23 protein-coding genes and 1 pseudogene are annotated in these 24,773 nt (G+C 40.9%); 21 read left to right on the top strand and 3 right to left on the bottom strand.

Annotation, left to right across the window (positions count from 1 at the left end; translation table 11 throughout):
• Positions 1-165: 165 nt before the first annotated feature.
• Both K1I43_RS14500 and K1I43_RS14495 read left to right on the top strand, forming a co-directional pair.
• Positions 166-1,104 (top strand): aromatic acid exporter family protein, encoded by a 939-nt coding sequence (locus K1I43_RS14500; protein WP_026011552.1) that lies wholly within the window; start codon positions 166-168, stop codon positions 1,102-1,104.
• Between the two features lie 50 nt (positions 1,105-1,154).
• Positions 1,155-1,658 (top strand): L,D-transpeptidase, encoded by a 504-nt coding sequence (locus K1I43_RS14495; protein WP_019416972.1) that lies wholly within the window; start codon positions 1,155-1,157, stop codon positions 1,656-1,658.
• Between the two features lie 36 nt (positions 1,659-1,694).
• Here the strand turns inward: K1I43_RS14495 and prli42 are convergent, their stop codons facing one another.
• Positions 1,695-1,790 (bottom strand): stressosome-associated protein Prli42, encoded by a 96-nt coding sequence (prli42, locus tag K1I43_RS14490; protein WP_009373849.1) that lies wholly within the window; start codon positions 1,788-1,790, stop codon positions 1,695-1,697.
• Between the two features lie 144 nt (positions 1,791-1,934).
• On the opposite strand from prli42, the gene mce reads away from it, so the two are divergent.
• A complete protein-coding gene (mce, locus tag K1I43_RS14485) occupies positions 1,935-2,348 on the top strand; it encodes a methylmalonyl-CoA epimerase (protein WP_019416974.1) in 414 nt (137 codons plus the stop codon).
• Positions 2,345-3,895: an acyl-CoA carboxylase subunit beta gene (locus K1I43_RS14480; RefSeq protein ID WP_026011553.1), complete on the top strand. Its 1,551-nt coding sequence runs from the start codon at positions 2,345-2,347 to the stop codon at positions 3,893-3,895. The genes mce and K1I43_RS14480 overlap by 4 nt, the downstream gene beginning before the upstream one ends.
• A 39-nt stretch (positions 3,896-3,934) precedes the next feature.
• Here the strand turns inward: K1I43_RS14480 and K1I43_RS14475 are convergent, their stop codons facing one another.
• Positions 3,935-5,269 (bottom strand): PepSY-associated TM helix domain-containing protein, encoded by a 1,335-nt coding sequence (locus tag K1I43_RS14475; RefSeq protein ID WP_050982318.1) that lies wholly within the window; start codon positions 5,267-5,269, stop codon positions 3,935-3,937.
• Positions 5,270-5,435: 166 nt separating this feature from the next.
• On the opposite strand from K1I43_RS14475, the gene K1I43_RS14470 reads away from it, so the two are divergent.
• The 13 genes and pseudogenes from K1I43_RS14470 to K1I43_RS14410 all read left to right on the top strand — a co-directional run bounded on the left by K1I43_RS14470 (position 5,436) and on the right by K1I43_RS14410 (position 18,201).
• Positions 5,436-6,560: a M20/M25/M40 family metallo-hydrolase gene (locus K1I43_RS14470; protein ID WP_019416976.1), complete on the top strand. Its 1,125-nt coding sequence runs from the start codon at positions 5,436-5,438 to the stop codon at positions 6,558-6,560.
• A gap of 4 nt (positions 6,561-6,564) precedes the next feature.
• Positions 6,565-7,032: a chemotaxis protein CheW gene (locus K1I43_RS14465; RefSeq protein ID WP_006318083.1), complete on the top strand. Its 468-nt coding sequence runs from the start codon at positions 6,565-6,567 to the stop codon at positions 7,030-7,032.
• A 65-nt stretch (positions 7,033-7,097) separates the two neighbouring features.
• A complete protein-coding gene (gene gndA, locus K1I43_RS14460) occupies positions 7,098-8,507 on the top strand; it encodes an NADP-dependent phosphogluconate dehydrogenase (RefSeq protein WP_019416977.1) in 1,410 nt (469 codons plus the stop codon).
• Positions 8,508-8,854: 347 nt separating this feature from the next.
• A complete protein-coding gene (locus tag K1I43_RS14455; RefSeq protein ID WP_019416978.1) occupies positions 8,855-9,937 on the top strand; it encodes a hypothetical protein in 1,083 nt (360 codons plus the stop codon).
• A 103-nt stretch (positions 9,938-10,040) separates the two neighbouring features.
• Entirely contained in the window at positions 10,041-10,382 is a 342-nt protein-coding gene (locus tag K1I43_RS14450; RefSeq protein ID WP_019416979.1) for a P-loop NTPase family protein, read from the top strand.
• A gap of 71 nt (positions 10,383-10,453) precedes the next feature.
• Positions 10,454-10,849, top strand: coding sequence for a hypothetical protein (locus tag K1I43_RS14445; RefSeq protein ID WP_019416980.1), 396 nt, complete (start codon positions 10,454-10,456; stop codon positions 10,847-10,849).
• Between the two features lie 118 nt (positions 10,850-10,967).
• Positions 10,968-12,992: an ABC transporter permease gene (locus tag K1I43_RS14440; RefSeq protein WP_019416981.1), complete on the top strand. Its 2,025-nt coding sequence runs from the start codon at positions 10,968-10,970 to the stop codon at positions 12,990-12,992.
• On the top strand, positions 12,976-13,842 hold the full coding sequence (locus K1I43_RS14435; protein ID WP_019416982.1) for an ATP-binding cassette domain-containing protein: 867 nt from the start codon (positions 12,976-12,978) through the stop codon (positions 13,840-13,842). The genes K1I43_RS14440 and K1I43_RS14435 overlap by 17 nt, the downstream gene beginning before the upstream one ends.
• Positions 13,835-14,461, top strand: coding sequence for a hypothetical protein (locus K1I43_RS14430; protein WP_019416983.1), 627 nt, complete (start codon positions 13,835-13,837; stop codon positions 14,459-14,461). The genes K1I43_RS14435 and K1I43_RS14430 overlap by 8 nt, the downstream gene beginning before the upstream one ends.
• Before the next feature lie 25 nt (positions 14,462-14,486).
• Positions 14,487-14,657: pseudogene (locus tag K1I43_RS14425) on the top strand (hypothetical protein); the annotation flags it as partial.
• A 117-nt stretch (positions 14,658-14,774) separates the two neighbouring features.
• Positions 14,775-15,164: a hypothetical protein gene (locus K1I43_RS14420; RefSeq protein ID WP_019416984.1), complete on the top strand. Its 390-nt coding sequence runs from the start codon at positions 14,775-14,777 to the stop codon at positions 15,162-15,164.
• Positions 15,165-15,229: 65 nt separating this feature from the next.
• Positions 15,230-16,105, top strand: coding sequence for an NADH dehydrogenase (locus K1I43_RS14415; protein WP_026011555.1), 876 nt, complete (start codon positions 15,230-15,232; stop codon positions 16,103-16,105).
• A gap of 1,490 nt (positions 16,106-17,595) precedes the next feature.
• Positions 17,596-18,201: an ABC transporter ATP-binding protein gene (locus K1I43_RS14410; RefSeq protein ID WP_019416988.1), complete on the top strand. Its 606-nt coding sequence runs from the start codon at positions 17,596-17,598 to the stop codon at positions 18,199-18,201.
• Between the two features lie 254 nt (positions 18,202-18,455).
• Here the strand turns inward: K1I43_RS14410 and K1I43_RS14405 are convergent, their stop codons facing one another.
• Complete coding sequence (locus K1I43_RS14405; RefSeq protein ID WP_019416990.1) at positions 18,456-19,334, bottom strand: IS982 family transposase; 879 nt, start codon at positions 19,332-19,334, stop codon at positions 18,456-18,458.
• Positions 19,335-20,153: 819 nt separating this feature from the next.
• On the opposite strand from K1I43_RS14405, the gene K1I43_RS14400 reads away from it, so the two are divergent.
• From K1I43_RS14400 to K1I43_RS14385, 4 genes are read left to right on the top strand one after another with little or no spacing between them, the layout of a single operon-like run.
• On the top strand, positions 20,154-20,939 hold the full coding sequence (locus K1I43_RS14400; RefSeq protein WP_019416991.1) for a 2,3-dihydro-2,3-dihydroxybenzoate dehydrogenase: 786 nt from the start codon (positions 20,154-20,156) through the stop codon (positions 20,937-20,939).
• Between the two features lie 22 nt (positions 20,940-20,961).
• The gene (gene dhbC / locus K1I43_RS14395; RefSeq protein WP_019416992.1) at positions 20,962-22,200 is read left to right on the top strand and encodes an isochorismate synthase DhbC; all 1,239 of its coding nucleotides are present in this window, start codon (positions 20,962-20,964) and stop codon (positions 22,198-22,200) included.
• Between the two features lie 17 nt (positions 22,201-22,217).
• Positions 22,218-23,843, top strand: coding sequence for a (2,3-dihydroxybenzoyl)adenylate synthase (locus K1I43_RS14390; RefSeq protein ID WP_019416993.1), 1,626 nt, complete (start codon positions 22,218-22,220; stop codon positions 23,841-23,843).
• A 23-nt stretch (positions 23,844-23,866) separates the two neighbouring features.
• The gene (locus K1I43_RS14385; RefSeq protein WP_019416994.1) at positions 23,867-24,769 is read left to right on the top strand and encodes an isochorismatase family protein; all 903 of its coding nucleotides are present in this window, start codon (positions 23,867-23,869) and stop codon (positions 24,767-24,769) included.
• The last annotated feature ends 4 nt before the right edge of the window (positions 24,770-24,773 follow it).

The raw sequence follows: 24,773 nt of genomic DNA, 5'->3' as shown, positions 1-24,773 counted from the left end.
AACAACGATCCTTAGAGGCTTAAGAAATAGAAAAATGAGAGGTAAATCCCTCTCTTATTTTACAAAATATGAAAACCAACTCCCAAAAGTCCGCTTTTTAGCGGACTTTTGGGTCAGCCCCTTTTACATTGGAATGTGTTATAATGGGGGCGGAGTGTGATAGTTATGCTAAAAATTGGTTATCGAACGACGAAAACAGCGATCGGAACAGCGAGTGCGATTGCGATTGCCCAATCGTTGCATCTTGAAAATTTCGCTTCTGCCGGAATTATTACATTACTTTGCATTCAAGTGACGAAAAAAAAGTCATTGCAAACGGCGCGTGCTCGGTTTGTTGCCGGTTTAGTTGGCTTGTTGTTTTCGTTTTTCTTTTTTGAAGGGCTTCGTTATCATCCGCTTTCGATCGGTTTATTGCTCTTATTTTTTATTCCGACGACCGTTTCGTTGAAAGTGACCGAAGGAATTGCGACAAGTGCGGTCATCATTTTGCACGTATATATGGCGAAAACGATGACGTGGCATCTCGTATATAATGAGGTGATGTTGATGATTATCGGCATCGGCATCGCTTTGCTCGTCAATATGTACATGCCAAGCGTGGAAAAAGATTTAAAAGAATATCAGCGCATTGTAGAAGATTTATTTCGCATCATTTTTAAAGAAATTGTTCATTATTTACGGACGAATGAAAGTTTATGGGATGGAAAAGAAATTGCGTTAGCGGGCGATACGTTAAAGCAAGCAAAGGCGCTTGCATTGCAAAATATTGAAAACCATTTTTTGCGCAATGAAGATTATTATTACCGATATTTTCGTATGCGCGAACGGCAATTTGAAATTATTGAGCGGATGTTGCCGCTGATTAGCTCCATGACATATACGGTCGAGCAACGCAATATGATTGCTGATTTTATCGATGAACTAAGCGATGCGATTCACCCGGGAAATACAGCGGATCGTTTTATTCGACAACTTCAGGAGATGAAAAAACAGTTTCAACAAATGCCGTTACCAAAAACGCGCGAGGAGTTTGAAGAACGTGCGGCTCTTTTGCATTTTGTGAAAGAGATGGAACAATATTTAATCATCAAAAGTCAGTTGTAACGGTATGATCGCCCTTTTTTCACGCACAATAATTGAAAAAGGGTGAGATGATGCCGCTTCTTTTTGCTTTCTTTCTTTTTCTTTCACCGCTTTGGCCGCTTGGAGACAATCCGCGCGTTGGTGATCCGATGATTATTGTTAATAAACAAACGAACCAACTTGCTTTTATTCGCCACGGGAAAATTGAACGTATATATCGTGTTGCCACAGGAAAAACGAATGCGCTCACGCCAGAAGGATTATTTACCGTTACGGTAAAGGCAGTCAATCCGTACTATCGAAAGAAAAACATTCCAGGTGGCGCCCCGAACAATCCGCTTGGTACAAGATGGATCGGATTTGATGCGCGCGGGACAGATGGACGAACGTATGGGATTCATGGAACGAATCGACCGTCATCGATTGGACGTTATATAACAGAAGGATGTGTAAGAATGCACAATCGGGATGTCGAGGCGTTATATCCGAACGTGCCAATAGGAACGAAAGTAGCGATTGTAAAAACAAATGAATCGTTCCAACAGCTCGGTAAAAAGTATGGGGCGCTGAAATAAACAAAGAACAAGCTGACCGAATATGGTCAGCTTGTTCTATATCCACATGCTTAATCCAGCGAGCAAAGAGGTTAAAAGCATCGAGCCGAGCATTAAATAAACAACAATTTTTTGCACTTTTTTTGAATGCATGTTCTTCACCTCTTGCTTTCTATTGTACAAACATGCTGTTCGGCAAACAAGCAGGAAAAATGCAAAAAAAGAAGGAAAAAAGAAAAAAGATGTCGAAATACATAAATGGTTTGCAACCGAGAACAACAAAGGGGTTGGGGGTTTATGGAAGTAAAAAAAGTCGATCATATTGGCATTGCAGTCAAATCGTTAGACGAGGCGCTTCCGTTTTATACGGATACGCTCGGCTTATCGTGCGTTGGCATTGAAACGGTCGAATCAGAACAAGTTCGTGTAGCGTTTTTAAAAGTTGGCGATGTCAAGCTTGAACTGCTTGAGCCGCTCTCTGAACATAGCCCGATTGCTTCTTTTATTGAAAAGCGAGGCGAAGGCATTCATCATGTCGCGCTTGGGGTTGATCATATCGAACAGCGCATCGAAGAGTTAAAAAATAACGGCATTCGTATGATTCACGAGCAACCGAAGCGCGGTGCAGGCGGTGCACACATCGCTTTTATGCATCCGAAGTCAGCCCGCGGCGTGTTATATGAGCTTTGTGAAAAGGTCGGTGGGCAATAATGGACATGTACGATAAAATCAACGAGCTGTATGACCGTCGCCGAGAAATTGAGTTAGGCGGTGGCGACGATAAAATTGCAAAACAACATGAAAAGGGAAAATTAACAGCAAGAGAGCGCATCGATCTTTTATTAGATGAAGGGACGTTCGTTGAGTTAAATCCGTTTATTGAACATCGTTGCACCGATTTTGGATTAGCGGGAAAAAAAGGACCAGGTGACGGAGTTGTCACAGGATACGGTAAAATCGATGGGCGAACAGTATTTGTCTTTTCGCAAGACTTTACTGTATTCGGTGGAGCACTTGGGGAGATGCATGCGAAAAAAATTGCGAATATTATGGATTTAGCGGCGAAAACAGGGGCTCCAATCATCGGATTAAACGATTCTGGTGGCGCGCGCATTCAAGAAGGTGTATTGTCGCTTGATGGATACGGCCATATTTTTTATCGGAACTCGATTTATTCGGGCGTCATTCCACAAATTTCGGTCATTATGGGGCCATGTGCAGGAGGGGCTGTCTATTCACCAGCCATTACTGATTTTGTATTTATGGTCGAAAAAACGAGCCAAATGTTTATTACCGGACCGAAAGTGATTGAAACGGTGACAGGCGAAAAAATTAGCGCAGAAGATTTAGGTGGCGCGCGCGTTCACAATACGATTAGCGGAAATGCTCACTTTTCAGGAGCGACAGAAGAAGAGGTGCTTGCGCAAGTACGACGGCTATTAAGCTATCTTCCACAAAATTGTCAAGAAAAGCCGCCTGCTGCACCTGCACAAAAGGAAAGCGATGATCGTCCCGATTTAGCGGATGCCATTCCTATTGATGCGGTGCGTCCATACGATGTGCGAAACGTCGTGTGGCAAGTCGTTGACGAAGGATCATTTATGGAAGTACAAAAAGATTTTGCGAAAAATATTGTCATCGGCTTTGCCCGCATAAAAGGAGAAGTTGTCGGACTTGTATGCAACCAGCCGAAGTTTATGGCGGGAGGACTAGATATCGACTCGTCCGATAAAGCGGCGCGTTTTATTCGCTTTTGCGATTCATTTAATATTCCGATTATTACATTTGAAGATGTGACAGGCTTTTTCCCAGGAGTCAAACAAGAGCACGGGGGAATCATTCGCCATGGAGCGAAAATTTTATATGCGTATTCGGAAGCGACGGTGCCGAAAATAACGGTCATTTTACGGAAAGCATATGGCGGAGCATACGTTGCATTAAACAGTAAATCGATCGGAGCCGATGTCGTATACGCATGGCCAAATGCAGAAATTGCCGTTATGGGACCACAAGGGGCAGCGAACATTATTTTCGCAAGCGACATCGAAAATAGTCCGAACCCAGAAGAAACGCGGGCGCAAAAAATTGAAGAATACCGCGATAAGTTCGCGAATCCGTATGTCGCAGCCAAGTACGGTATGGTCGATGACGTCATCGATCCGCGAGATACGAGAATCAAGCTCATTCAAGCGCTCGATATGCTTCGCCATAAACAGGAAGAGCGTCCAAAAAAGAAACACGGGAATATTCCGTTATAGTAGAGAAAAGCGAACAGTGGGTGCACTGTTCGCTTTTTCTTACGAGAACCATGTTTGCAATGTTGGAATGCGACGGATAACAATCCAATCGACAACAAAAGCGATGACTAATGAAAGAGCGACTAAAGGCATGGTAAGTCCTAATACGATAATGATGAAGGTGACCTTTCGCATCACTTTTTTGTTTTGGGGTGCAGGTGGTACCCCAAGTGCGCCTTTTGGGCGTCTTTTCCACCACATGACAACACCGCTATACGCAATGAAAATAAGACCGAGGCAAGTCATAAGACCGATCAATTGATTAAATAAGCCAAAATATCGACCTTCATGAAGAGCAATACCAATTTCGATCATTTTAGCTAGCCATCCATAATCTTTAAAGCGTAAATCGGCTAACACTTCACCGCTATATTGATCAATATGTAATGTAGCTTGATCTTGTGGCAAGTTCGGAAAGACGGAAACGGTATATACTCCTTTTTCTCCTTCAGGGAAGTAAATCGAAAAGCCAGGATGGACATGACGCTCTTTTGCAATTTGAATAACTGATTCAATCGGAATCGTCATTGCTCCATTTTGTTTCGATTCAGGCACAGGCATATTTTCTGCAGCCCAAGGCACATCTGCGACCAATTTGGTTGGAACAACAGATTCAGGTATTTCATCCCATAATCCAGATGGATATCCTGTATGGGTGGCTGTAGCGATTTGATTAATTTTATCGCCCATAAATCCAGCCCAAGGCAAACCGGTTAAAATAAGCAATAAAATAAACATGGAAAGCCAAATAGCAAGAACAGAATGAATGTCTTTCCACATGACGCGCTTCCCTTCATGAAAGCGAATTTTTACAATGCCATATAAAGAGCGGTTTCGTGGCCACCATAAATATAATCCTGTTATTAATAAAATAACGGCCCAACATGCTGCAAGTTCAACGATTCGATCGCCAACTGTTCCGACCATGAGCTCGCCGTGCAACTTGACAATGATATGCATAAGTTTATCTTCTTTAGCGAGTTTACCAACAATATCGCCGGTATATGGGTTAACAAAAACGATATAAGTTTTTCCATCTAAAACAATGCCCACTTCTGTTGAACGGTTAGGCGCATCGCTCGGACGATAACTGACGACAGTAGCATTTTCATACGTGTTTGTGACTTGTTCAATGATGCGGCTCGGGGCTAATTCGTGCTCTCCTTCTTGAACATAATAGAAATGTTTGTATAAAACAGATTCAATTTGTGGTTTAAATAAGTAGATGGCTCCCGTAATGGAAAGAATAATTAAAAATGGTGCAAAAATGATTCCGGCATAAAAGTGCCAACGCCATATCGCTTTGTAAAAATCTTTGTTCGTTAAAGAATCCATAAAAAACCTCCTGATTTACTATGAAATAAAGCCCAAGGTGAATGATATAATGAAATTGTGACAAATGTGTGAAATGAAAGAAAAAAATTTATGTGTACATGTTCATCGCCATATGAAGGAAATTTCGTTATACTTAAAAGTGAGTACATACATAGGAGGATGCATGATGGTCAATGAGCAACGTTTAGTTGATGAATTTTTAGAGCTTGTACAAATTGATTCTGAAACAAAATATGAACGTGACATTGCAGATGTGCTGAAAGCGAAATTTGAAGCGCTCGGTTTACACGTTATTGAAGATGATACGACAGCACAAACAGGTCATGGAGCAGGAAACTTAATTTGTACATTGCCCGCGACAAAAGAAGGAGTCGATCCGATTTACTTTACATCACACATGGATACGGTTGTGCCAGGCAAAGGGGTCAAGCCGTCGATTCAAGATGGATATATTGTGACAGATGGGACGACGATTTTAGGAGCGGACGATAAAGCAGGGCTTGCCGCCATGTTTGAAGCGATCCGAGTGTTAAAAGAAAAACAAATCGCACACGGCACAATTCAATTTATTATTACTGTTGGAGAAGAATCTGGGCTCGTTGGGGCGAAGGCGCTTGATCCGTCGCTCATTCAAGCGAAATTTGGATATGCGCTAGATAGCGATGGAAAAGTTGGACAAATTATCGTTGCTGCTCCGACGCAAGCAAAGTTGAAAGTGACCGTTCACGGAAAGACGGCTCATGCGGGTGTTGCACCAGAGCGAGGCGTATCGGCAATTACAATCGCCGCGAAAGCGATTGCGCAAATGCCGCTTGGGCGCATCGATGAAGAAACAACCGCAAACATCGGTCGTTTTGAAGGTGGAACACAAACAAATATCGTTTGCGATCGCGTTGACATTTTAGCAGAGGCGCGTTCGCTCGTTCCGGAAAAAATGGAAGCGCAAGTCGTGAAAATGAAAGAAGCGTTTGAGCGAGTAGCGGAAGAAATGGGTGGTCGTGCAGATGTTCATGTGGAAGTGATGTACCCAGGATTTAAATTTGGAGATGGGGATCATGTTGTTGAAGTAGCGAAGCGAGCGGCTGAAAAAATTGGTCGTCCGCATGAGCTGTTGCGTAGCGGTGGCGGTAGCGATGCGAATGTTATTGCAGGATTTGGCATTCCAACTGTAAACTTAGCGATCGGCTATGAAGACATTCATACAACAAATGAACGAATGCCAATTGAAGAACTTGTCAAAGCAACGGAGATGGTGCTCGCCATTATTGAAGAAGTAGCGACAAGGGGGTGAAACGATGGAGAAAGTCGTCGTTTTTCAACTTGCGAACGAACAATATGCCATTCCAGTTGAACATGTTGTTTCCATCGAAAAAATGAGCCATCCGACGCTCATCCCGGGAATGCCTTCGTATATGCTCGGTGTTGTGCGCATTCGCGGTGAACTTGTTCCTGTGCTTGATACGTCGCAAATTTTATATCGCCGTCCATATACGGAAACAGAAAAAACGCGCCTCATCGTTGTCCATACAGACGATGTATATGTCGCGTTTATTGTAGACGATGCAAAAGAAATTATTGATATCCCGTCACATATGATGAAGCAAGTGAATATGCTCGCTTATCAACAAACGCCATACTTCATCGGCATTGCGAACTTGCCTGATCGGCTAATTACCGTCATTGATCCGACAATATTATTCGATCATTTAGAAGGGTCGAGTACAATTAAAGAACATATAAAAAATGAGAAACAGAACACTTGAACGAGAAAAGATGATTATGGTATGTTCTTTTTTGAACAATCAAAATATAGAAAGGAACGTTTGCTATGGCGAAACAACAAATTGGTGTGATCGGTTTAGCGGTCATGGGAAAAAACTTGGCGCTTAACATTGAAAGCCGTGGATATTCCGTTGCCGTATATAACCGTTCACGCGAAAAAACAGACGAGTTTTTAAAAGAAGCGGAAGGGAAAAACGTCGTCGGTACATATAGCATCGAAGAGTTTGTCAACGCACTTGAAAAACCGCGCAAAATTTTATTAATGGTAAAAGCAGGTGCCGCAACAGACGCAACCATTGAGCAACTAAAGCCGTATTTAGAAAAAGGCGATATCGTGATTGATGGCGGCAACACGTATTTTAAAGATACACAACGTCGCAATAAAGAACTTGCTGAACTTGGTATTCATTTTATCGGTACAGGCGTTTCTGGTGGAGAAGAAGGGGCGCTGAAAGGTCCTTCCATTATGCCGGGTGGACAAAAAGAAGCGCACGAACTCGTTCGCCCGATTTTTGAAGCGATTGCCGCAAAAGTCGATGGCGAGCCGTGTACGACATATATCGGTCCAGACGGTGCGGGCCATTACGTAAAAATGGTGCATAACGGCATTGAATACGGCGATATGCAATTAATTGCCGAAGCGTACTTTTTACTAAAACATGTGCTTGGCTTAAACGCGCAAGAGCTTCATGAAGTGTTTGCGGAGTGGAATAAAGGAGAATTAGATAGTTATTTAATCGAAATTACGGCAGACATTTTTACAAAAATCGATGAAGAAACAGGCAAGCCGCTCGTCGATGTCATTTTAGACAAAGCAGGGCAAAAAGGAACAGGAAAGTGGACGAGCCAAAACGCGCTCGATTTAGGGGTTCCGCTGCCGATTATTACCGAGTCCGTATTTGCGCGCTTTATTTCCGCCATGAAAGAAGAGCGTGTGCAAGCAAGCAAGCTATTAGCAGGCCCAGCAGTGAAGCCGTATGAGGGTGATCGCGCGCACTTCATTGAAGCCGTTCGCCGCGCGCTTTACATGAGCAAAATTTGCTCGTACGCCCAAGGCTTTGCGCAAATGAAAGCTGCTTCGGAAGAATACAACTGGAATTTACAATACGGCAATATCGCGATGATTTTCCGCGGCGGCTGCATCATTCGTGCGCAGTTTTTACAAAAAATTAAAGAAGCGTACGACCGCGATCCAGCGTTGCCAAACTTATTGCTCGATCCATACTTTAAAGACATCGTCGAAAACTACCAACAATCGCTCCGTGAAATTGTCGCAACCGCAGCGATGCGCGGCATTCCAGTCCCAGCGTTCGCTAGCGCCTTAGCATACTACGACAGCTATCGAATGGACACATTGCCAGCGAACCTTATCCAAGCACAGCGCGACTACTTCGGTGCGCACACATACGAGCGTATCGACAAAGAAGGCGTTTTCCATACGGAATGGTTGAAATAAACGAACACCCCCTAGGGCAAGTGGCTCTAGGGGGTATATTAGGGTTATTTTGTTAAAATATTATAAAATTTCTAAGTAAATAATTGACATGTCTCTTTTTTTTTTATAATTGGTTCATCACCACAACATGTACTTGACAAGTGATACGCTTTCTTGAACAAAAATGTACAGAAATCATTGGTTTACTGCTTCTTCCTCACAAGCATCGGTAGAGTGTGTTATAAAAAATCAAGTACAACTTTTGGTGAAGAGCCTTATAATTTACACAGATGTGTATTAATTACCAGTTTGAATGTATATATTTTACGAAGTTAGTCTTTGTATTTTATAGATAGGAGCGATTTATTTTGAATGATAAGTACAATATCAGAAAGGATTATGTATGGATGAAATGGTTTTCTATACTATTCCGAATGATAGCAAATATGAAATTAGATGTTGCCTTGATTTCTATTTATTTGGGTATTCTCGTTTTTTATTGTATAAACCCGTATACAATAAATCCAGCTGAGTTTATTTTGTACAAGAAATATTTGCTCCCTATTGGAGTTGTTGTCTGGCTGTTGACAAGTTTTCGACTACATCTTTTGATTATAACCTCAACACCGATTGATTGGCTCTTAATGAATAATATTATACAAAAACCGAAAAAGATCATCGCTCATCAAATAGCTATTCTATTCACATGTTTTTTCATATTACAAATACTGATCGCAGGAGTTGTAGCAAGTACGATTGTTGTAAACTATTCGGCAGGTTGGGATCTTTTGAAGTTTCTTTTTCGGTTGTACTGTATTTGTTTTGTTCTCCCATTCATATGGGCATGGATCATCGGATTATTTATCAGCATGATTGATGCATACTATTCTCACAAAAAAGCAATGTTGCTCCTCAGTGTATTTCTTCTATGGATTACGACGCTATTTTCCCTTGAATATAGTCCGTTTCAAGTGTTTATCGAAAACCGCTTTCCTTATATTGATCCTTTATTTAGTCTAACGTTTATAGAAAAAAATGTGTGGATTCAGTTGGTATATGTTGTTTGTTCGATCATGATTTGCATTGTATTTATGAAAATTAAACGTGCGGCATTCGGGTCTACTATAAGTGTGTTTTTGATTATTTCTGTCACATTTACGATCTATCATACTCAAACGAAATTCCAGCTAGATGATATTTTACTCGCAAATGACTACAACCTTTATCAACATATAAAATATAAAACTTACCACAATAAAAGCATGACAAATAATTGGAGAATAACAGGAATCGAGGTCGAACCTGAATCACGATATCCAATTACAGTTGAGCTCACTTTAGATAAAAGAACCCATTTTGTGCGTTTTTCGATGAACGAGCAATTCGAAATCGACCACATAAAAAGCAGGGGGAAAAATTTATCTTTTAATCAACAAGGAAGAGTCGAGTAAAAGTGTATTTTTTGTCATACCAGAAAACTACAATCAGTTGTGGCGGAACTATCGTTTACGAGAAATACCTAAGTTGTTGAATCAGTCGTTTAGGAAATCTGAATTGTGCGAAAAGTATTGTATACCACCTGATGCGGCAATTGATTCGTTAACAGCATTTCAACGGCTAATTTATCACATTTCTCTTGGACAAGCATTAAAACGTACCATATTTATTTTTGATCAGCCGACGAAACATTTCGATTTTGAGGATTTAAACCATTTCTATTACTTTTTAAAAGAGGATTTTTCGGATGTGCATTATCTCATTTTTACGAATCGAATCGAAAACGTATTTTTAATGCTTTCTAATCCCATTTATCAAATCGATCGCATAAAATTATTTGCTTTGAAAGGGGGGATAAGAATGCTGATCGATGACATTATGCATTCTGTAGGTATTTGATTAGTTTAGATGTCTGGATGAAAGGAAAGAGACCGAATGACAAAAATTTAAAACTAGGGGAGGAAAAGTGTATGTTAGTGAATCGAAAAAACAAGTGGAAATCAAAATTTGCTTCTTTATCGCTTGCAGCAGCAGTAATTGCAACTGCTAGTGCGGTAACGGCAGAATCTGCAACCGCCTTTTTAGATGGATCAAGTACTTATAAAGACACAGCCATTGTTAAAGCAACTACAAATGGTACAGGAACACTGTATGCGATAAATAATGGAGCAAATACACAAACTAGAGGATATGCTTATAAGTCTATTGATTGGTGGCCTGAGAGCATTGTAGCTTCTACGAATTGGCTAAATCCAGGACAAACGGAAAACCGCAGTTTTACGCAAACAGCAGGGGATAACTATTACGGTCAAATTGTCGGTCAAACAGTTGGATCAAGGGGAAGTGTGACTATTACAGTTAAGTAGTCAAGGTTGGGTATGAGTGCTATAAATATCAGGGATGTGTATGACGGCACTTCCCTGATTTTACTTGTTCTGTATCCAAAATTAGCATACGCTCTTCAAAGAAAGCGGGTGAGCAGTCATGAGATGGAAATTTCTTTTTGTATTTTATTTCAAACACATGTTCAAAAGTAAGTTATACGCTAGTGCTAGCATCTTATTTTTTGTTTTGTTGATTGCTAGACTTATTTTATTCTTTTCAGATCCGTATGATATGGAAGCGTATGGACAATTGCCACACGAAGTCTTTATGCTTGTACAAATGATATCGATCTTTTACATTGTTTTTTTCTATCTTCTTCATTCAAAGGAGCTTCTTTATGGCGTTCAGTCATTTTTTACAGATGGGTATCGGATTATGTGGGAAAAAATGAGTTCAATGTTTGCGGCTCATGTGTTGTGCCAAGGAGCTATGGTAGTTTTTTCTTATCTCATTTTTGCCATTGTTTATTTTTGTGTAGGCATTGAGCCTTCCAATATTTATTTGTCTTTGTTTCGATTTCTTGTCGTTTATATGTTCGGTCCGCTTGTGCTTAGCAGTATGTACGGCTTGGTTGTGGCGATGTTATTTGGAACGAAAAAAATTAGTTTTTTTGTGATACTGATTATATGGATTATAACTGGACCGATGACGACGGAGCTATTTATTCCTTTCTTTATAAAGGTTCATGCGAATGACTTGGAATCTCTCCTTTTCATAGGTAAGCATGCCATCCAACATATTTATGACTCTTATATTGGTTTTGAGGTTGATCATGGTAATGAATTAAAACTTTTCACATGGTTTCTCGTTTTTTTCGCCATCATTTTAATGTTGTCGATTCGTTGGGTGCTCACAAAGAGGGAGCGGAATGCCGTCATAAAAGTGCTGCTTCTGCTTCCGTTCCTTATTGTCGCGTCAGCTTATAGTTCTTTACAATCCAACACTAAAGCGTTTACTCGAGCCGATCAAACAACGGAGATCGATGACTACCGACAGATGAGCACGGATGTAAAAACAGACTTGCGGTATGACATTCAGTCGTACTCCATTTCATTGAAAGGAAAACAGGCTACCGTGCATATAAAGTTCTCTCGTATGGACACAACCGAGCCAACGTTTCAACTGTACTATAAGTATCCGATTCGGTCGATTCAAGCGGATCATCAACAGGTTAAATTCACAAGAAATGGAGATATTGTGACGGTTTACTTGCCCGAACGCACGTTTTCTCTCATTTTTCGCTATGACATCGTGGATACGAGCCTTATCCCTTATACGAATGGACGGACGCTTCTTCTTGCCGATAAAGCGTGGTATCCGAAAAAGAGATCAACACAAATGTATAGAGTGTACGAGTTTTCATCGAATGATTCAAAAGGACGGGTAGAATGGGGTGAATTTACAGACAGATTCTTGCCAAGCGAAAGTCATTTTTTTACCCTGAAAGTGGATGGCGATGTGCTATTTTGTAATTTGCCGAAGCGTGGAGAGGTTTACTACGGTAAGGCGCAGGCGATCACGCTGATCAAGGGGCAAGGCAACCAACTTGTTTATAAAGGCTATCAAATTACATATCCGGCCGACTGGCCAGATATGGGAGAGAGGGTTTCAACGGTGGTACCGCAGTTGGAAAAGGCGTTTCAAGACGTGCGGCAACTTGCACAGACGGATGTTTCAATACTTCCAAAAAGAATTGTATTTTCTAGTTTTGGACTGTCTTCGTTTATGACAGATGATCATCTTATTTATAATACTAATGATTTATATGCTATTGATCAATACATCTTAGATCGGGATTTTTATGAAGAAATATTTTTTCTTTCCGTGCCGCTGAAAGGTTCGTTGATCATGTATCACGAGTGGATTTCGTTGGCCACTCGGTGGCTGATGCAAAAAAACGAGTTGTCCGCGATCGAATGGGTATCGAAAAGCTATCTATTCGGGGCACAGCCGCTGTCCGTGCAGAAACAGATTGAATCCATTTACGAAAGTTTTCAACCACTCAGCTTAGAACAAAAACAACAATTCCTGCGAACATGGTATGAAAAAATGGATGAGACTTGGACATGGGATCACGTATTACAATTAGTAAAGGAGTCGGGGGCCATTGGAGATTTACATTGAAGAACTGACCAAAATCATCAAAAAGAAACATATTTTATCAGGTGTGACACTTTCGATTTCTGGAGTTTACGGATTACTAGGACCGAACGGTGCGGGCAAGACGACATTAATGAAAATATTAGCCGGATTACTGGAGTTTAATACTGGACGCGTGCTTCTTGCAGGGGAGTTGATCAGTACAGGTACGCGTGTGAAGAGAACGGATCATATTGGGTATTTGCCGCAAGATTTTATGATTTATCCAGAATTAAGGGTATATGAAGTGCTCGAGCATATTGCAATTCTTCAAGGAGAGCATCCGAAGTTGTACCAAAGCAAAATTAAGGACGTTGTCGAACAAGTGAATTTATCTGAACATATCAATAAAAAAATGCGAGAATTGTCCGGTGGTATGCGTCGGCGCGTCGGCATTGCCCAACTTTTATTGCGCAAGCCGTCTGTGCTCATTTTTGATGAGCCGACAGCTGGGTTAGATATTCGAGAGCGCGTGCGCTTTCGTAATTTATTGAAACAGCTTGGAAAACGTCATACGGTTATTATTTCTTCGCACATTGTAGAGGATATTGAGTTTCTTTGCACGAAAATTGGCATTATTGACAAAGGGAGAGTTTTATTTGAAGGGAGACCAGCGGAATTAAAGAAAAAAGCAGAACACTGCACATATGAAATTCATGTGTCGTTTGAAGAACTTGATGAAGTCATGGCGACAAAGGAAGTAGTCCAAATGAGCGAAGAGCCATCACACGTTGTTGTCCGCGTATTATCGGATCATCCTATCGGTCAGCTGGTTAGTCCACGGCTAATGGACGGGTATTTAGCTCTTTTAAAAGAGGCGGATCTTTATGAATAAGCTTATTCATTTATTTAAGTTTGATATAAAGTTACTAGGTCATTTATATAGTTTTCCTTTTGTCATATACGTGCTGTGCATGTTGCTTATGTTGTCTTTTCACGCGCGCTCTAATGATCCATTTATGCCGTATATTGTCGTCCAAGGTATTGCTGTGCCGATTGCCGGTTGGCATATTGTTTTTTTATACAACAGCCTTTATGAAGAAGGAGCAACAGAGGCGCTATTTTTCTACTATCGCAAAGTGCTTATTACCGATATTATACGCTATGTGACTTTGCACGGAACGTTTGCTTTTTTGCTTGTTGGTTTCATCGTATGGATAAATGGTACAAAATTTTTTACTGTTTCTTTAGTCATCCATTTTATACTGTTGTTTATTTTTTATCAAATCGTTGGACTTGCTGTTCTAAGTGCTGTCAAAAGTTTAGATGTTGCACTTGCGATCATAGCGATGTATACGTTTATGGAAGTGGCGACACAAGGAACGTTCATGCCCTGGCCACATATATTTATTTTTCGCGAACCTGTTGATTCGATTTCAATGTTTCTTCCTTTGTTTTGGCTAGTCATTGGTATATTTTTATCCGTTGCACAAATATGGAGGACGTTTAAATAAACCATTGCGCATAAGCAACTCCTCGTACAACAGCTATCGAATGGACAACACACTGCCGGCAAGCCCTATCCAAGCACAGCGCGAATACTTCGGTGCGCACACATACGAACGCATTGCCGTGGCAATCATACAAATAAAGGGACATCATATGAATCGGGAAGTAATATTGAAGAAAAGGAAAGCTACTTTTTCATAGAAAAACAAGTTATTCAAAACTAGCATGTTTAGAAAAATGGCTTCTTAAAAATTAGTTGATTTTTTTTTTATATCCTAAAATTGTAATGAATTGTTTATTATGGAAGGATGTGAGAGTATGCGGGTGAAAACAAATGTTGTATCCATCTTAGCTATTTTAAGTGTATTAGCTGTAGGAAGTGTGAGTGCAGCATCTTATGTCACTTATGCTACTACTCTTCCTGTTTTATCTGGCGACAAGACATTAGCAAGTGCGAACAAAGCGAATAACAGCAAAAGTAAAGTTGAAAATTCAATTGTTGGACAAGATTACAAAGCAAATATGTGGATTCAGCAAGGTTCAACAAAAGTATCAGCGACAGCAACAAATGTAACGGACAACGATACAAGATATTTCACCGTAGATCAAAGCGCAGTTGGTAAAAAAGTTTCCCTAGTTGGTGAAAACGCGACTTGGACATACGTGACAGTGGACATTTCAGGTAAGTTTTATGCAGATACGGAATAACATTTGAACATCCCCATCTTAAACATTTTTAAGATGTGGATTCCTAAAGGGGTAGAGTGGTGATTATGTACGTGGAACTTTTAAAACGAATAAAAAATAAAAACTTTTATATTAGCATACTATGCTTATTTTTCATTGTTGTATCTTCTGTTATCACTGGACTTAAGCACTATCATGAAAATATAGATTTAGTGCAACGTATATACTCTAACAATGAGAACGTTTTAGCATTGGTTTCCGCACATAAAGAATGGATAGGTCTTTCTAGCCAAAACTTTTTTTCGTCATTATATTACTTTCTTTTTCCGTTGTTAATATCTATTGCTTTGACAGATTCGATTTATTTGGAAAAGCATAGTGGGAATATAAGTTATCAACTAACACGAATGAGCAGAAAAGCATACTATCGGAAGAAGTTTTTATTTACGTACATGAGTTCTTTTTTATTGTTTATAATCCCATTAATATTCGGAATCATATTGGTGAATTTTTTGGTCGATCAGTGGGACTATTCTTTCTACTCAAATATGTATAAACATTTGATAAATGGAGAGGTAGAGTTACCGGATAATTCATTTGAAGGAGAGAAGAAAGATATATTTTCGAGCCTGCTTGCTATATCACCGTACTTATACATATTGATTTATTATGTTATGGGCGGACTATTTGCAGGTGGTTATGTATGTATAGCTCTAGCATCTTCTTTAATGATTAAGAATAAGTATTTTGTCATTCTTCTCCCACAGATTATTTATATGGTTTCGTGGGCACTGTTTACTATACTAGGAAAGTTAAGTTGGGATCCGTTTAATTTCTTAGATCCGAAGCAACCCGTAGAGGGGTTATCATATAGCCCTATTGTTATTGCTTTTGTACTTCAAGTGCTTATTGCCTTTGGTTTGTATGTATATGGAGTGAAGAAAAACGATGATGTACTTTAAGAAAAACATATGTTTTGTTTGGCAAGATTTACAGCTGAATAAAACATCCATAAAAATGGTCATTGGAGTAGTAGCTTTACTAATGATTCTCGGAACTGTCCCTGGAAGTGAAAATACGCTTGTTCGATGGCATAGCGTAAAAGATTTTATTTTGCTTTACCGATATGAATTTTTTCATTTTCCTGCTTTTTTATGCCTTTTAGGCTCAACATTTAAAACAAACAGCTGGATCATCTTGAGAAGATACACAAATCGAGCCCAGATAGGGACACATAAAGTGTTTATGGTTATATTTTGTGCGTTATTTTTCTCATTCATAGTATTTATGTTAGGAGTTTTGTGTACAGCTTTTGTTAAGTACATCGTATACCCGAATATGAAAAATTATCATGCGATATTTTTGTATGTGCCTACATCTTCTCAACCTAGCTCGTTCGTTTATTTTGTATGTATGAACTTCTTGATAACAACGATATTAGGAATTATCTTTGTCATTATAAATGACATTTTTGCTCATCGATTTTTAAGTGTAGTCATATTGACAACATTCGTCATTTTAGATCGATTTACAACATCAATCATTCCTTATTTGTTTTATATGAGTGAAACGATTTCACCAATTTATACAATAATGATTTTAAGTGTTATAGTTATCATTTTAGGAAGTATAGTTCATTTTTCTTCAACTTATAAAAATTACTATACTCAGGATGATTTGTTATGAAATATATGTTTTTAGAGTTCAAATTTATTAAACCAGATATGAATAAAATATTATTATCATGTGCGGCATTCCTACTATTCGGTACAATGATCTGTTTAAAAGGTGGAGTGTTTCATTCTAGCTCATTAACGGAATCGATTAAATTTTTATTTGGCTCGGTAAATCTTTCATCGGTCAATTGGATGTATTGGCTATTGTTTTGTTTTGGTTATGTTGTTCTCCTTCAATTGATTTGGAAGAAAAGAGAAAAAAATGTTGAGCATAACGTTCTTATTCTTTTGCAAGATACATCTTTGTATTGTATCAATAGGCTAGCTATTGGTCTTTTTTTTTACATTTCTCTATGTTTCGTCTGCGTTTTTCATTGTTATCGTTTCTTATATTATTTTTTTAGATATGCCGTTTCGTATACATCTTTCGCTTCTTTTAATGTTCGTTTGCATCGTTATCAATTTCTACTTGCACGCTGTTTTGTTGATGTTTCTCAAGTTTTATATCACAAATCATTTTGCCAATGTGTTTATTCTCTCTTTGTTTTTTGCAGGTGTAAAGATACAAGCCCCTTTTATGCCTTTATATTATGGTATGATTGATCATTTTAGAGGCTACGATATGTTGCTCTTTGTTTTATTTATCGAGTTGTTGCTCATATTATTTTTAGGATATAGAATTGTAAAGAAATTCAAGAATGCAGATTATTGTTAGGGGGATTTGATGTGAATGCGATTAGACTGTCTGGTGTTTCAAAAAAATAAAAGGAAGAGTTGTGTTACAAAACATCAACTTGAATTTAGAAAGAGGAAAAATTTATGGTTTTACAGGTCATAACGGTTCAGGAAAAACAATGTTATTTCGGATTATAGGCGGGTTAGTGAAGCCGTCTAATGGTACTGTAGAGATTTTTGGTGATGTTTTGCACAAAGATGTATCTTTCCCTAGCGACATTTCTGTCCTTTTAGAAAAGCCTGGATTTCTTGAGCAGTACTCGGCTTTTGATAATCTAAAGTTTTTAGCTATGATCAAAAATAAAATAAGTGATTCAGATATTATAAAAGCGATAGAGAGAGTCAAATTAAATCCAATGGATAAAAGACCGGTAAAAGAGTATTCTCTCGGAATGAAACAGCGATTAGCTATTGCGCAGTGCATTATGGAACAACCCCAATTGATTTTGCTAGATGAACCGATGAATGGATTAGATGAAGAGTCTGTTCGCCATGTATATCGCATAATAAAAGAAGAGAATGAACGCGGTTGCACAATATTGCTAACATCACACAACAAGTTGGATATAGAAACATTATGCGATCAAGTGTATTCAATAAATGATGGAATGATTACAGGTGTGACTAACATTTCTATAGATGAATGAAAATTTTATTTTACATCCGGCTGTTTACTTGCCACACTGCATCGCATGTAGAACGGCAAAGTTAATTGTTTTTATTGTCGTATATAACGAAATATTTCCTGAAAAGATTGTTTTGTTTTTTACGTTAGAGGCTTATTGTTATGAATGTGCTTTACGAACTGCTGTTGAACAATAATACACGCGCTGGGGCGGCGTCGGATCCGAAAGCGTCTCCTTTGTCATTTGTTATAGGAACCCGTGGTGCTAGTTGAGCGCTAGCGCTCAACTAGCCCAAGTGTGACAAGCGAATATGCCAACAATATACCATCTAGTGCTACTTCGAATCCTGCAATCGAATGGGCACGAATGTCTGTGATCCGATACTGGTCAACGAGGACAGAGAACACCGTTTCAATGACTTTACATTTTTGTTTGAGCCATCTTTCCCATGATGCCGATGGGCGATGCTTCTGATTTCTGCGAGATGGAGTCCAAAAGGCAATTTGGTACGCTTTATACAACTTTTTTTGCAATTCGCTACTGATAAATCCCTTGTCTCCCAAATTAAAGGGGTGAGGAATTTGTGTCATGACGGTTTCTGCTGCGGTTCGATCGTGACAGGATGCTTCCGTCACCACGTATCCCATCGGCAGTCCTTGGTCGGTCACTTGAAGATGAAGCTTAAATCCGTAGTACCACTGCTTTTTGGACGCACAAAACCCGATGTCCGCGATTCCTTGAAATCGTTTGACTCGGTACATTCTTGCGGCATGGCACAACTCGATCGGCATACTGTCTACGACCGCATAGGCGTGGTGTTGCCCACGTTTGACTAGCTCATGGCGAATCCATTTGATCGCAAAGCGCAGCGCACGGCAACGGCGATTGTATCGAGAACGTTCGAGAAAATGTCCATCCGTAAACAAGTTCCCAGTAACAAAGCGATGCCATGCCCGTTCGGAAGAGAAACCAAGCAACTTTCCTAAAAGATGAATGGCAATGATCACCGCGTCTTCTTGTTTCGCCAAATGACGATTGCGACGTTGAAGATAGAATTGAATTTGTGACAGTTGGGCAGAAACAAAGAAGAAAATGGCTGCATATGGTTTTTGAATCTTTGCTTGATCTGTAGTAAAATGAAAGTGCTCTTGCATGGGGATTCTCCTTTCGAATGATGGTTAGCACTTTCATTCTACAGGAGATCCGCAGGCAAGGGCTATTTTTATGCTTACTCGATTTTATCTAGCACCACGGGTTATAGGAATAAAATGGAATTGAATCTAAGGTTGTTAGCTGAAGCCTTCTTTTCGCTCAACAATAGTCAAGCAAATTGGGGCCTTTTTTATTCAGGACATTGTCTATTTATAAATATGGAATCTATCCATGTGCAATAAGAAGGAAATGACATATAATTTAATTGAAAATGATTATCAATATTTATTTTTTGGTGGCAAAGAAAGAAATAACTATACTCCAAACGTTAGTGTGGTAAAAAAGAGATCGACATAGATAAGGTATTCTGTCGCCGTCATACGCCTTAGGTGGCGGAAAGAAAACTATTTATTGTTCTGTCTATCAACAAAAGATACAACAAGTACTAAACTTCACATGATGGACAAGAGGGTCAAAAACTATTCAGCTCACTTTTTGATGTGGATGAATAGTTATACAAAGAAATACAATAACCTAGATATTGGATATACGGCTGAATTTCTATACTTAAATAATTATAAACCGTGTAGAGGTTTATTAATATTGAAAATGTATCGTAATGGTATGCCGTATATTTAGATTAATAATCATTATCATAAAGGATATGTTTTTATAACTATTTGGTAATGATGACCATTTCTGGTTGTTTGGTTTTATGTAAAAATGCTCGACGCAGTTAGCTGGAATCAGCAAAGATGCTGGGAATGCATGCTTCGCTACTTGTCATTCATTGACCCATGGGCAGGAAAGGAGTGAAAAGGATGGATCAATGCGGAATAGCAGGAAAAGTGGCTCTTGTTACCGGCGCTGCCCAAGGAATTGGCGAGGCGGTAATAAGGGCTTTTGTTAAGCAAGGGGTGCTGGTTGTGGCTGTTGACCGAAATGGTGAAAGGTTAGATGCCCTTGTTTCTGAATTGCAGGGACAAGGTTATCGGGTGCAATCGTTTTTGGCTGACGTAACGAATCGCACTCAAGTGGATGAAGTAGTGGAGAAAGTGGAGCAGAGTTTAGGTCCGATCGAGATTTTAGTCAATGTTGCCGGTATTTTGCGGACAGGACCTGTAAGTAGCTTGACGGATCAAGATTGGGAAGAGGTATTCAAGGTTAATGCAACAGGTGTTTTTTATGTGTCTCGTGCTGTGAGCCGGCGTATGATTCCTCGCCGCTCGGGCGCGATTGTAACAGTAAGCTCAAACGCAGCGACGACGCCACGGATGTCAATGGCTGCTTATGCAGCGTCAAAAGCGGCTGCAACGATGTTTACGAAATGCCTTGGTTTAGAGTTGGCTCCTTATCACATTCGCTGCAACGTAGTTTCTCCTGGTTCGACTGAAACCGATATGCAGCGAGCGATGTGGACAGATGACAATGGGGCCAGTAAAGTGATCGCTGGCTCATTGGAGGAATACCGCCTTGGCATTCCTTTAAAAAAGCTGGCGCAGCCTTCAGATATTGCTGATGCGGTTCTATTCCTTGCTTCTGAGAAATCACGCCATATTACACTGCATGATCTCAAAGTAGATGGAGGCGCTACGTTAGATTCATAACATTCCATGGAGGGAACGACGGATGCAAACAAAAGAAATGATTCATGCTACAGCTGAACAGCTGCTTGCTGAATATAAAGCGGGGATCTCTTTTTTTCTAGCTTCGCCGCGGCAAACTCTGTTAGCTCAAGGAATGGTTGCGGTTGTGCCAACGAATGGCTATGAAAATGAAAAAGCACAAATAATAGATCATATCAAACAAGTGTTAAAAAGGGTAAAACAGCAGGGAATCAGTCATTATCCTATGGTGGTGGGCGCCATTCCTTTTGACCATCTGTATCCCGCCCAATTGATGGTGCCTTCAGAGGTGGAATGGGCCGGTCCGCTGTCCTTTGGCCAATGGAAGGAGCCGATTGAACAGCAGGCAGATCGAGAATATAAGGTAACCCCCATTCCATCACCGGAAGGCTATAAGGATGCAGTGGAACAAGGATTGCAGCGCATCAAAGCAGGGGATCTTCGCAAAATCGTTTTATCAAGATCCCTTCAGCTTACTTCAACCCAAAAGGTTGATATTCCGCGACTTTTGCGGCAACTGGCTGTACATAATCCAACAGGCTATACATTTGCTGCGGCCTTGCCAGATCGTGTTGTACGTGCTGATGCAGCGCCCCACGAAATCACCGGGAATCGCACGCTTGTTGGAGCGAGTCCGGAACTGCTCGTTGCCAAATCTGGCATGCAGGTGATCGCGAATCCATTAGCAGGTTCAGCGCCGCGCAGCAGCGATCCAGAAGAAGATCGGCGCCGCGCTCAGGAGCTTCTGTCTTCAGCGAAAAATCGCCATGAGCATGCAGTTGTCATCGAAGCGGTAGCAAATGCGCTCAGACCGTTTTGCAAGACATTGGATGTGCCGGAAGAGCCTTCGCTGATTCATACAGAAACGATGTGGCATTTATCCACGGTTATTCGCGGCGAACTATCTTCATCGTCGATTACTTCGCTTGATTTGGCGTTTGCGCTTCATCCGACCCCAGCGGTTTGCGGCACGCCAACCCCAGTAGCGAAGCGGGCCATTCAAGAGATCGAACCGTTTGAACGCGGCTTTTTTACCGGAATGGTAGGATGGTGCAACGAAGAGGGAGATGGAGAATGGATCGTAACGATTCGTTGTGCCGAAATTGAAGATCATACGCTTCGCTTGTTTGCCGGTGCTGGCGTTGTAGAAGGGTCAAAGCCGGAGGAAGAATTGGCGGAAACATCGGCTAAGTTTCGCACCATGTTGTTAGCGATGGGATTAAATGACGACATTCTTAAGTAAGTACGGAGGGGAAAGCCATGTTAAGCGGATGCGTTGCCTGGCCAAAAGAATTGGCTGATTTTTATCGTAAGGAAGGATGCTGGGCGGGTGAAACGTTCGGCGATATGTTGCGGCAAAGAGCAATGAAGTATGGTGAACGGATTGCCGTTACCTCTCGAAAAAGACAGCTTACATATCAAGAGCTTGATCGGCGAGCGGACCAGCTTGCGGCGGGACTTTATCAAATGGGGATTCGCCCGAAGGATCGCGTGGTTCTTCAATTGCCTAATCAAGTGGAATTTTTTGAAGTATGCTTTGCCTTATTTCGCTTGGGGGCGCTTCCTGTCTTTGCCTTGCCTTCCCATCGATTCAGTGAAATTCGCTATTTTTGCGAGTTTAGCGAAGCGGCCGCCTATATTATTGCTGATCAGCATGCGGGATTTGATTTTCGATCACTTGCCCGGCAGGTAAAGGCAGCTGTTCCAACATTGAAGCATGTCATCGTCACAGGAGAAGCAGAAGAGTTTCTATCATTAGAAGACTTGTTTATCGAGCCGATTGAGCTCCCTATTGTCCGTTCCAGCGACATTGCGTTCTTTCAATTATCGGGCGGCAGCACAGGGTTATCAAAAATGATTCCGCGCACTCATGATGAGTATATTTACAGCCTGCGCATCAGTGCGGAAATTTGCCAGTTAAATCAAGATAGCATCTACCTTGCTGCTCTGCCGATGGCTCATAACTACCCGCTTAGCTCACCAGGAGTGCTAGGAACGTTGTATGCTGGCGGAAGAGTGGTTTTGTCGGAAAGTCCTAGCCCAGATGAGGCGTTTCCGCTGATCCAGCAGGAAAAGGTGACCATTACGGCGCTTGTGCCGCCGCTCGTTTGGATTTGGCTTGATGCCGCCTCTTCCCGGCAATATGATTTATCGAGCTTGCAAGTTTTGCAGGTCGGCGGTGCTAAATTTAGTGCGGAAGTGGCGAAAAGAGTTCAGCCTGTGTTGGGTTGCAAGCTGCAGCAAGTATACGGTATGGCTGAAGGGCTCGTTAATTATACGAGATTAGACGATCCGGAGGAAATTGTGATTCATACGCAAGGAAGGCCGATGTCACCATACGATGAAATCCGCATTGTTGATGAGGAGGATCGCGAAGTGGAACCGGGAGAAGTGGGTGAGCTGTTAACAAGGGGACCTTATACGATCCGCGGCTATTATAAAGCGGAGGCGCATAATGCAAAAGCGTTTACTTCTGATGGATTTTACCGAACGGGTGATTTAGTGCGAATGACTCCGTCCGGCTACTTGGTGGTGGAGGGGCGCGTAAAGGATCAGATTAACCGGGGCGGTGAAAAAATCGCCGCTGAGGAAATGGAAAATCACCTTCTTGCTCATCCTGCGGTACGCGATGTGGCAATTGTCTCCATGCCTGATGAATTTCTTGGCGAACGGTCATGCGCTTTTATTATTCCGCGTGATGCGTCCTTGAAAGCGACGGAATTGAGAGCATTTTTGCGAGAGCGTGGGGTAGCCGCCTTTAAAATACCGGATCGAATTGAGTTTGTTGATTCATTTCCAAAGACGCCTGTTGGAAAAATCAACAAAAGAGAATTGCGCAAAAGGATTACTGAAAAGCTGCAAGCATCTCAAAAGACAATGGTATAACCATAGAGAAAGGAAGTGGTCAGATGGGTATTCCAGCTATTCCAGCTTATCCGATGCCTTTGTTGTCAGAATTGCCGAAAAATAAAGTGTTATGGACACTTGATTCTAAGCGGGCTGTTTTATTGATCCACGATATGCAAAATTATTTTCTTGACGCTTTTACTCCAAACGCTTCTCCTTTAGTGGAGCTTGTAAGCCATATTCAACAGATTAAACAGGAATGCAAAAAGCTAGGAGTGCCTGTCGTTTACTCGGCACAGCCAGGAGGGCAAGCCCCGGAAGAGCGCGGATTGCTTCAAGATTTTTGGGGAAAAGGCATTGCCGACGATCCTTATCAAAAAGGAATTATTGATGATCTAGCGCCGGATGCCGATGATATCGTTCTGACCAAATGGCGGTATAGCGCATTCAAAAAGACGAATCTTTCTAAAATATTAAAAGAACAAGGGAGAGATCAGTTAATCATTTGCGGAGTTTACGCTCATATTGGCTGCTTATTAACAGCTAGCGATGCTTTTATGCAAGATATCCAAGTCTTTTTTGTCGCCGATGCAGTGGCTGATTTTTCGCGTGAACAGCACCAAATGGCGATCCAATATGCGGCCAGCCGTTGCGCATTTACCATGTCTACGCAGCAGCTTCTTGGGGTGTTAAAAAGAGCGCAAAATCCGCTGCCGCTCAGCTTAGAAGATGTGCGGCGTCAGGTAGCCGAGCTTCTGCAAGAGGAAGCGGCTGATCTTTCCGATCAAGAGAATTTAATCGACAGAGGATTGGACTCCATTCGCATTATGAGTTTAGTAGAAAAATGGAGAAGAGCGGGAGCAGAAGTTACCTTTGCGGATCTTGCTGCGCGGCCGACTCTTTCCGATTGGTGGAATTTATTATATTTTCCACGAGAAAAGGTGCTATCTCACCAAGATTCGTAGTAAA

This window comes from Anoxybacillus sp. ST70 (genome assembly GCF_019553625.1).
In the GTDB taxonomy this organism is placed as follows: domain Bacteria; phylum Bacillota; class Bacilli; order Bacillales; family Anoxybacillaceae; genus Anoxybacillus; species Anoxybacillus gonensis.
Note: the sequence above shows the minus strand (reverse complement) of the source record. Positions and strands in the feature narration are given on the sequence as shown.

What these genes read in the sequence shown, in the direction of transcription:
- K1I43_RS14430 (WP_019416983.1), top strand. Translation starts at nt 13,835, where the DNA reads ATGAATAAGCTTATTCATTTATTTAAGTTTGATATAAAGTTACTAGGT.
- K1I43_RS14465 (WP_006318083.1), top strand. Translation starts at nt 6,565, where the DNA reads ATGGAGAAAGTCGTCGTTTTTCAACTTGCGAACGAACAATATGCCATT.
- K1I43_RS14470 (WP_019416976.1), top strand. Translation starts at nt 5,436, where the DNA reads ATGGTCAATGAGCAACGTTTAGTTGATGAATTTTTAGAGCTTGTACAA.
- K1I43_RS14420 (WP_019416984.1), top strand. Translation starts at nt 14,775, where the DNA reads ATGCGGGTGAAAACAAATGTTGTATCCATCTTAGCTATTTTAAGTGTA.
- prli42 (WP_009373849.1), bottom strand. Translation starts at nt 1,790, where the DNA reads ATGCATTCAAAAAAAGTGCAAAAAATTGTTGTTTATTTAATGCTCGGC.
- K1I43_RS14405 (WP_019416990.1), bottom strand. Translation starts at nt 19,334, where the DNA reads ATGCAAGAGCACTTTCATTTTACTACAGATCAAGCAAAGATTCAAAAA.
- K1I43_RS14495 (WP_019416972.1), top strand. Translation starts at nt 1,155, where the DNA reads ATGCCGCTTCTTTTTGCTTTCTTTCTTTTTCTTTCACCGCTTTGGCCG.
- K1I43_RS14445 (WP_019416980.1), top strand. Translation starts at nt 10,454, where the DNA reads ATGTTAGTGAATCGAAAAAACAAGTGGAAATCAAAATTTGCTTCTTTA.
- K1I43_RS14440 (WP_019416981.1), top strand. Translation starts at nt 10,968, where the DNA reads ATGAGATGGAAATTTCTTTTTGTATTTTATTTCAAACACATGTTCAAA.
- K1I43_RS14475 (WP_050982318.1), bottom strand. Translation starts at nt 5,269, where the DNA reads ATGGATTCTTTAACGAACAAAGATTTTTACAAAGCGATATGGCGTTGG.
- gndA (WP_019416977.1), top strand. Translation starts at nt 7,098, where the DNA reads ATGGCGAAACAACAAATTGGTGTGATCGGTTTAGCGGTCATGGGAAAA.
- mce (WP_019416974.1), top strand. Translation starts at nt 1,935, where the DNA reads ATGGAAGTAAAAAAAGTCGATCATATTGGCATTGCAGTCAAATCGTTA.
- K1I43_RS14500 (WP_026011552.1), top strand. Translation starts at nt 166, where the DNA reads ATGCTAAAAATTGGTTATCGAACGACGAAAACAGCGATCGGAACAGCG.
- dhbC (WP_019416992.1), top strand. Translation starts at nt 20,962, where the DNA reads ATGCAAACAAAAGAAATGATTCATGCTACAGCTGAACAGCTGCTTGCT.
- K1I43_RS14400 (WP_019416991.1), top strand. Translation starts at nt 20,154, where the DNA reads ATGGATCAATGCGGAATAGCAGGAAAAGTGGCTCTTGTTACCGGCGCT.
- K1I43_RS14415 (WP_026011555.1), top strand. Translation starts at nt 15,230, where the DNA reads ATGTACGTGGAACTTTTAAAACGAATAAAAAATAAAAACTTTTATATT.
- K1I43_RS14385 (WP_019416994.1), top strand. Translation starts at nt 23,867, where the DNA reads ATGGGTATTCCAGCTATTCCAGCTTATCCGATGCCTTTGTTGTCAGAA.
- K1I43_RS14390 (WP_019416993.1), top strand. Translation starts at nt 22,218, where the DNA reads ATGTTAAGCGGATGCGTTGCCTGGCCAAAAGAATTGGCTGATTTTTAT.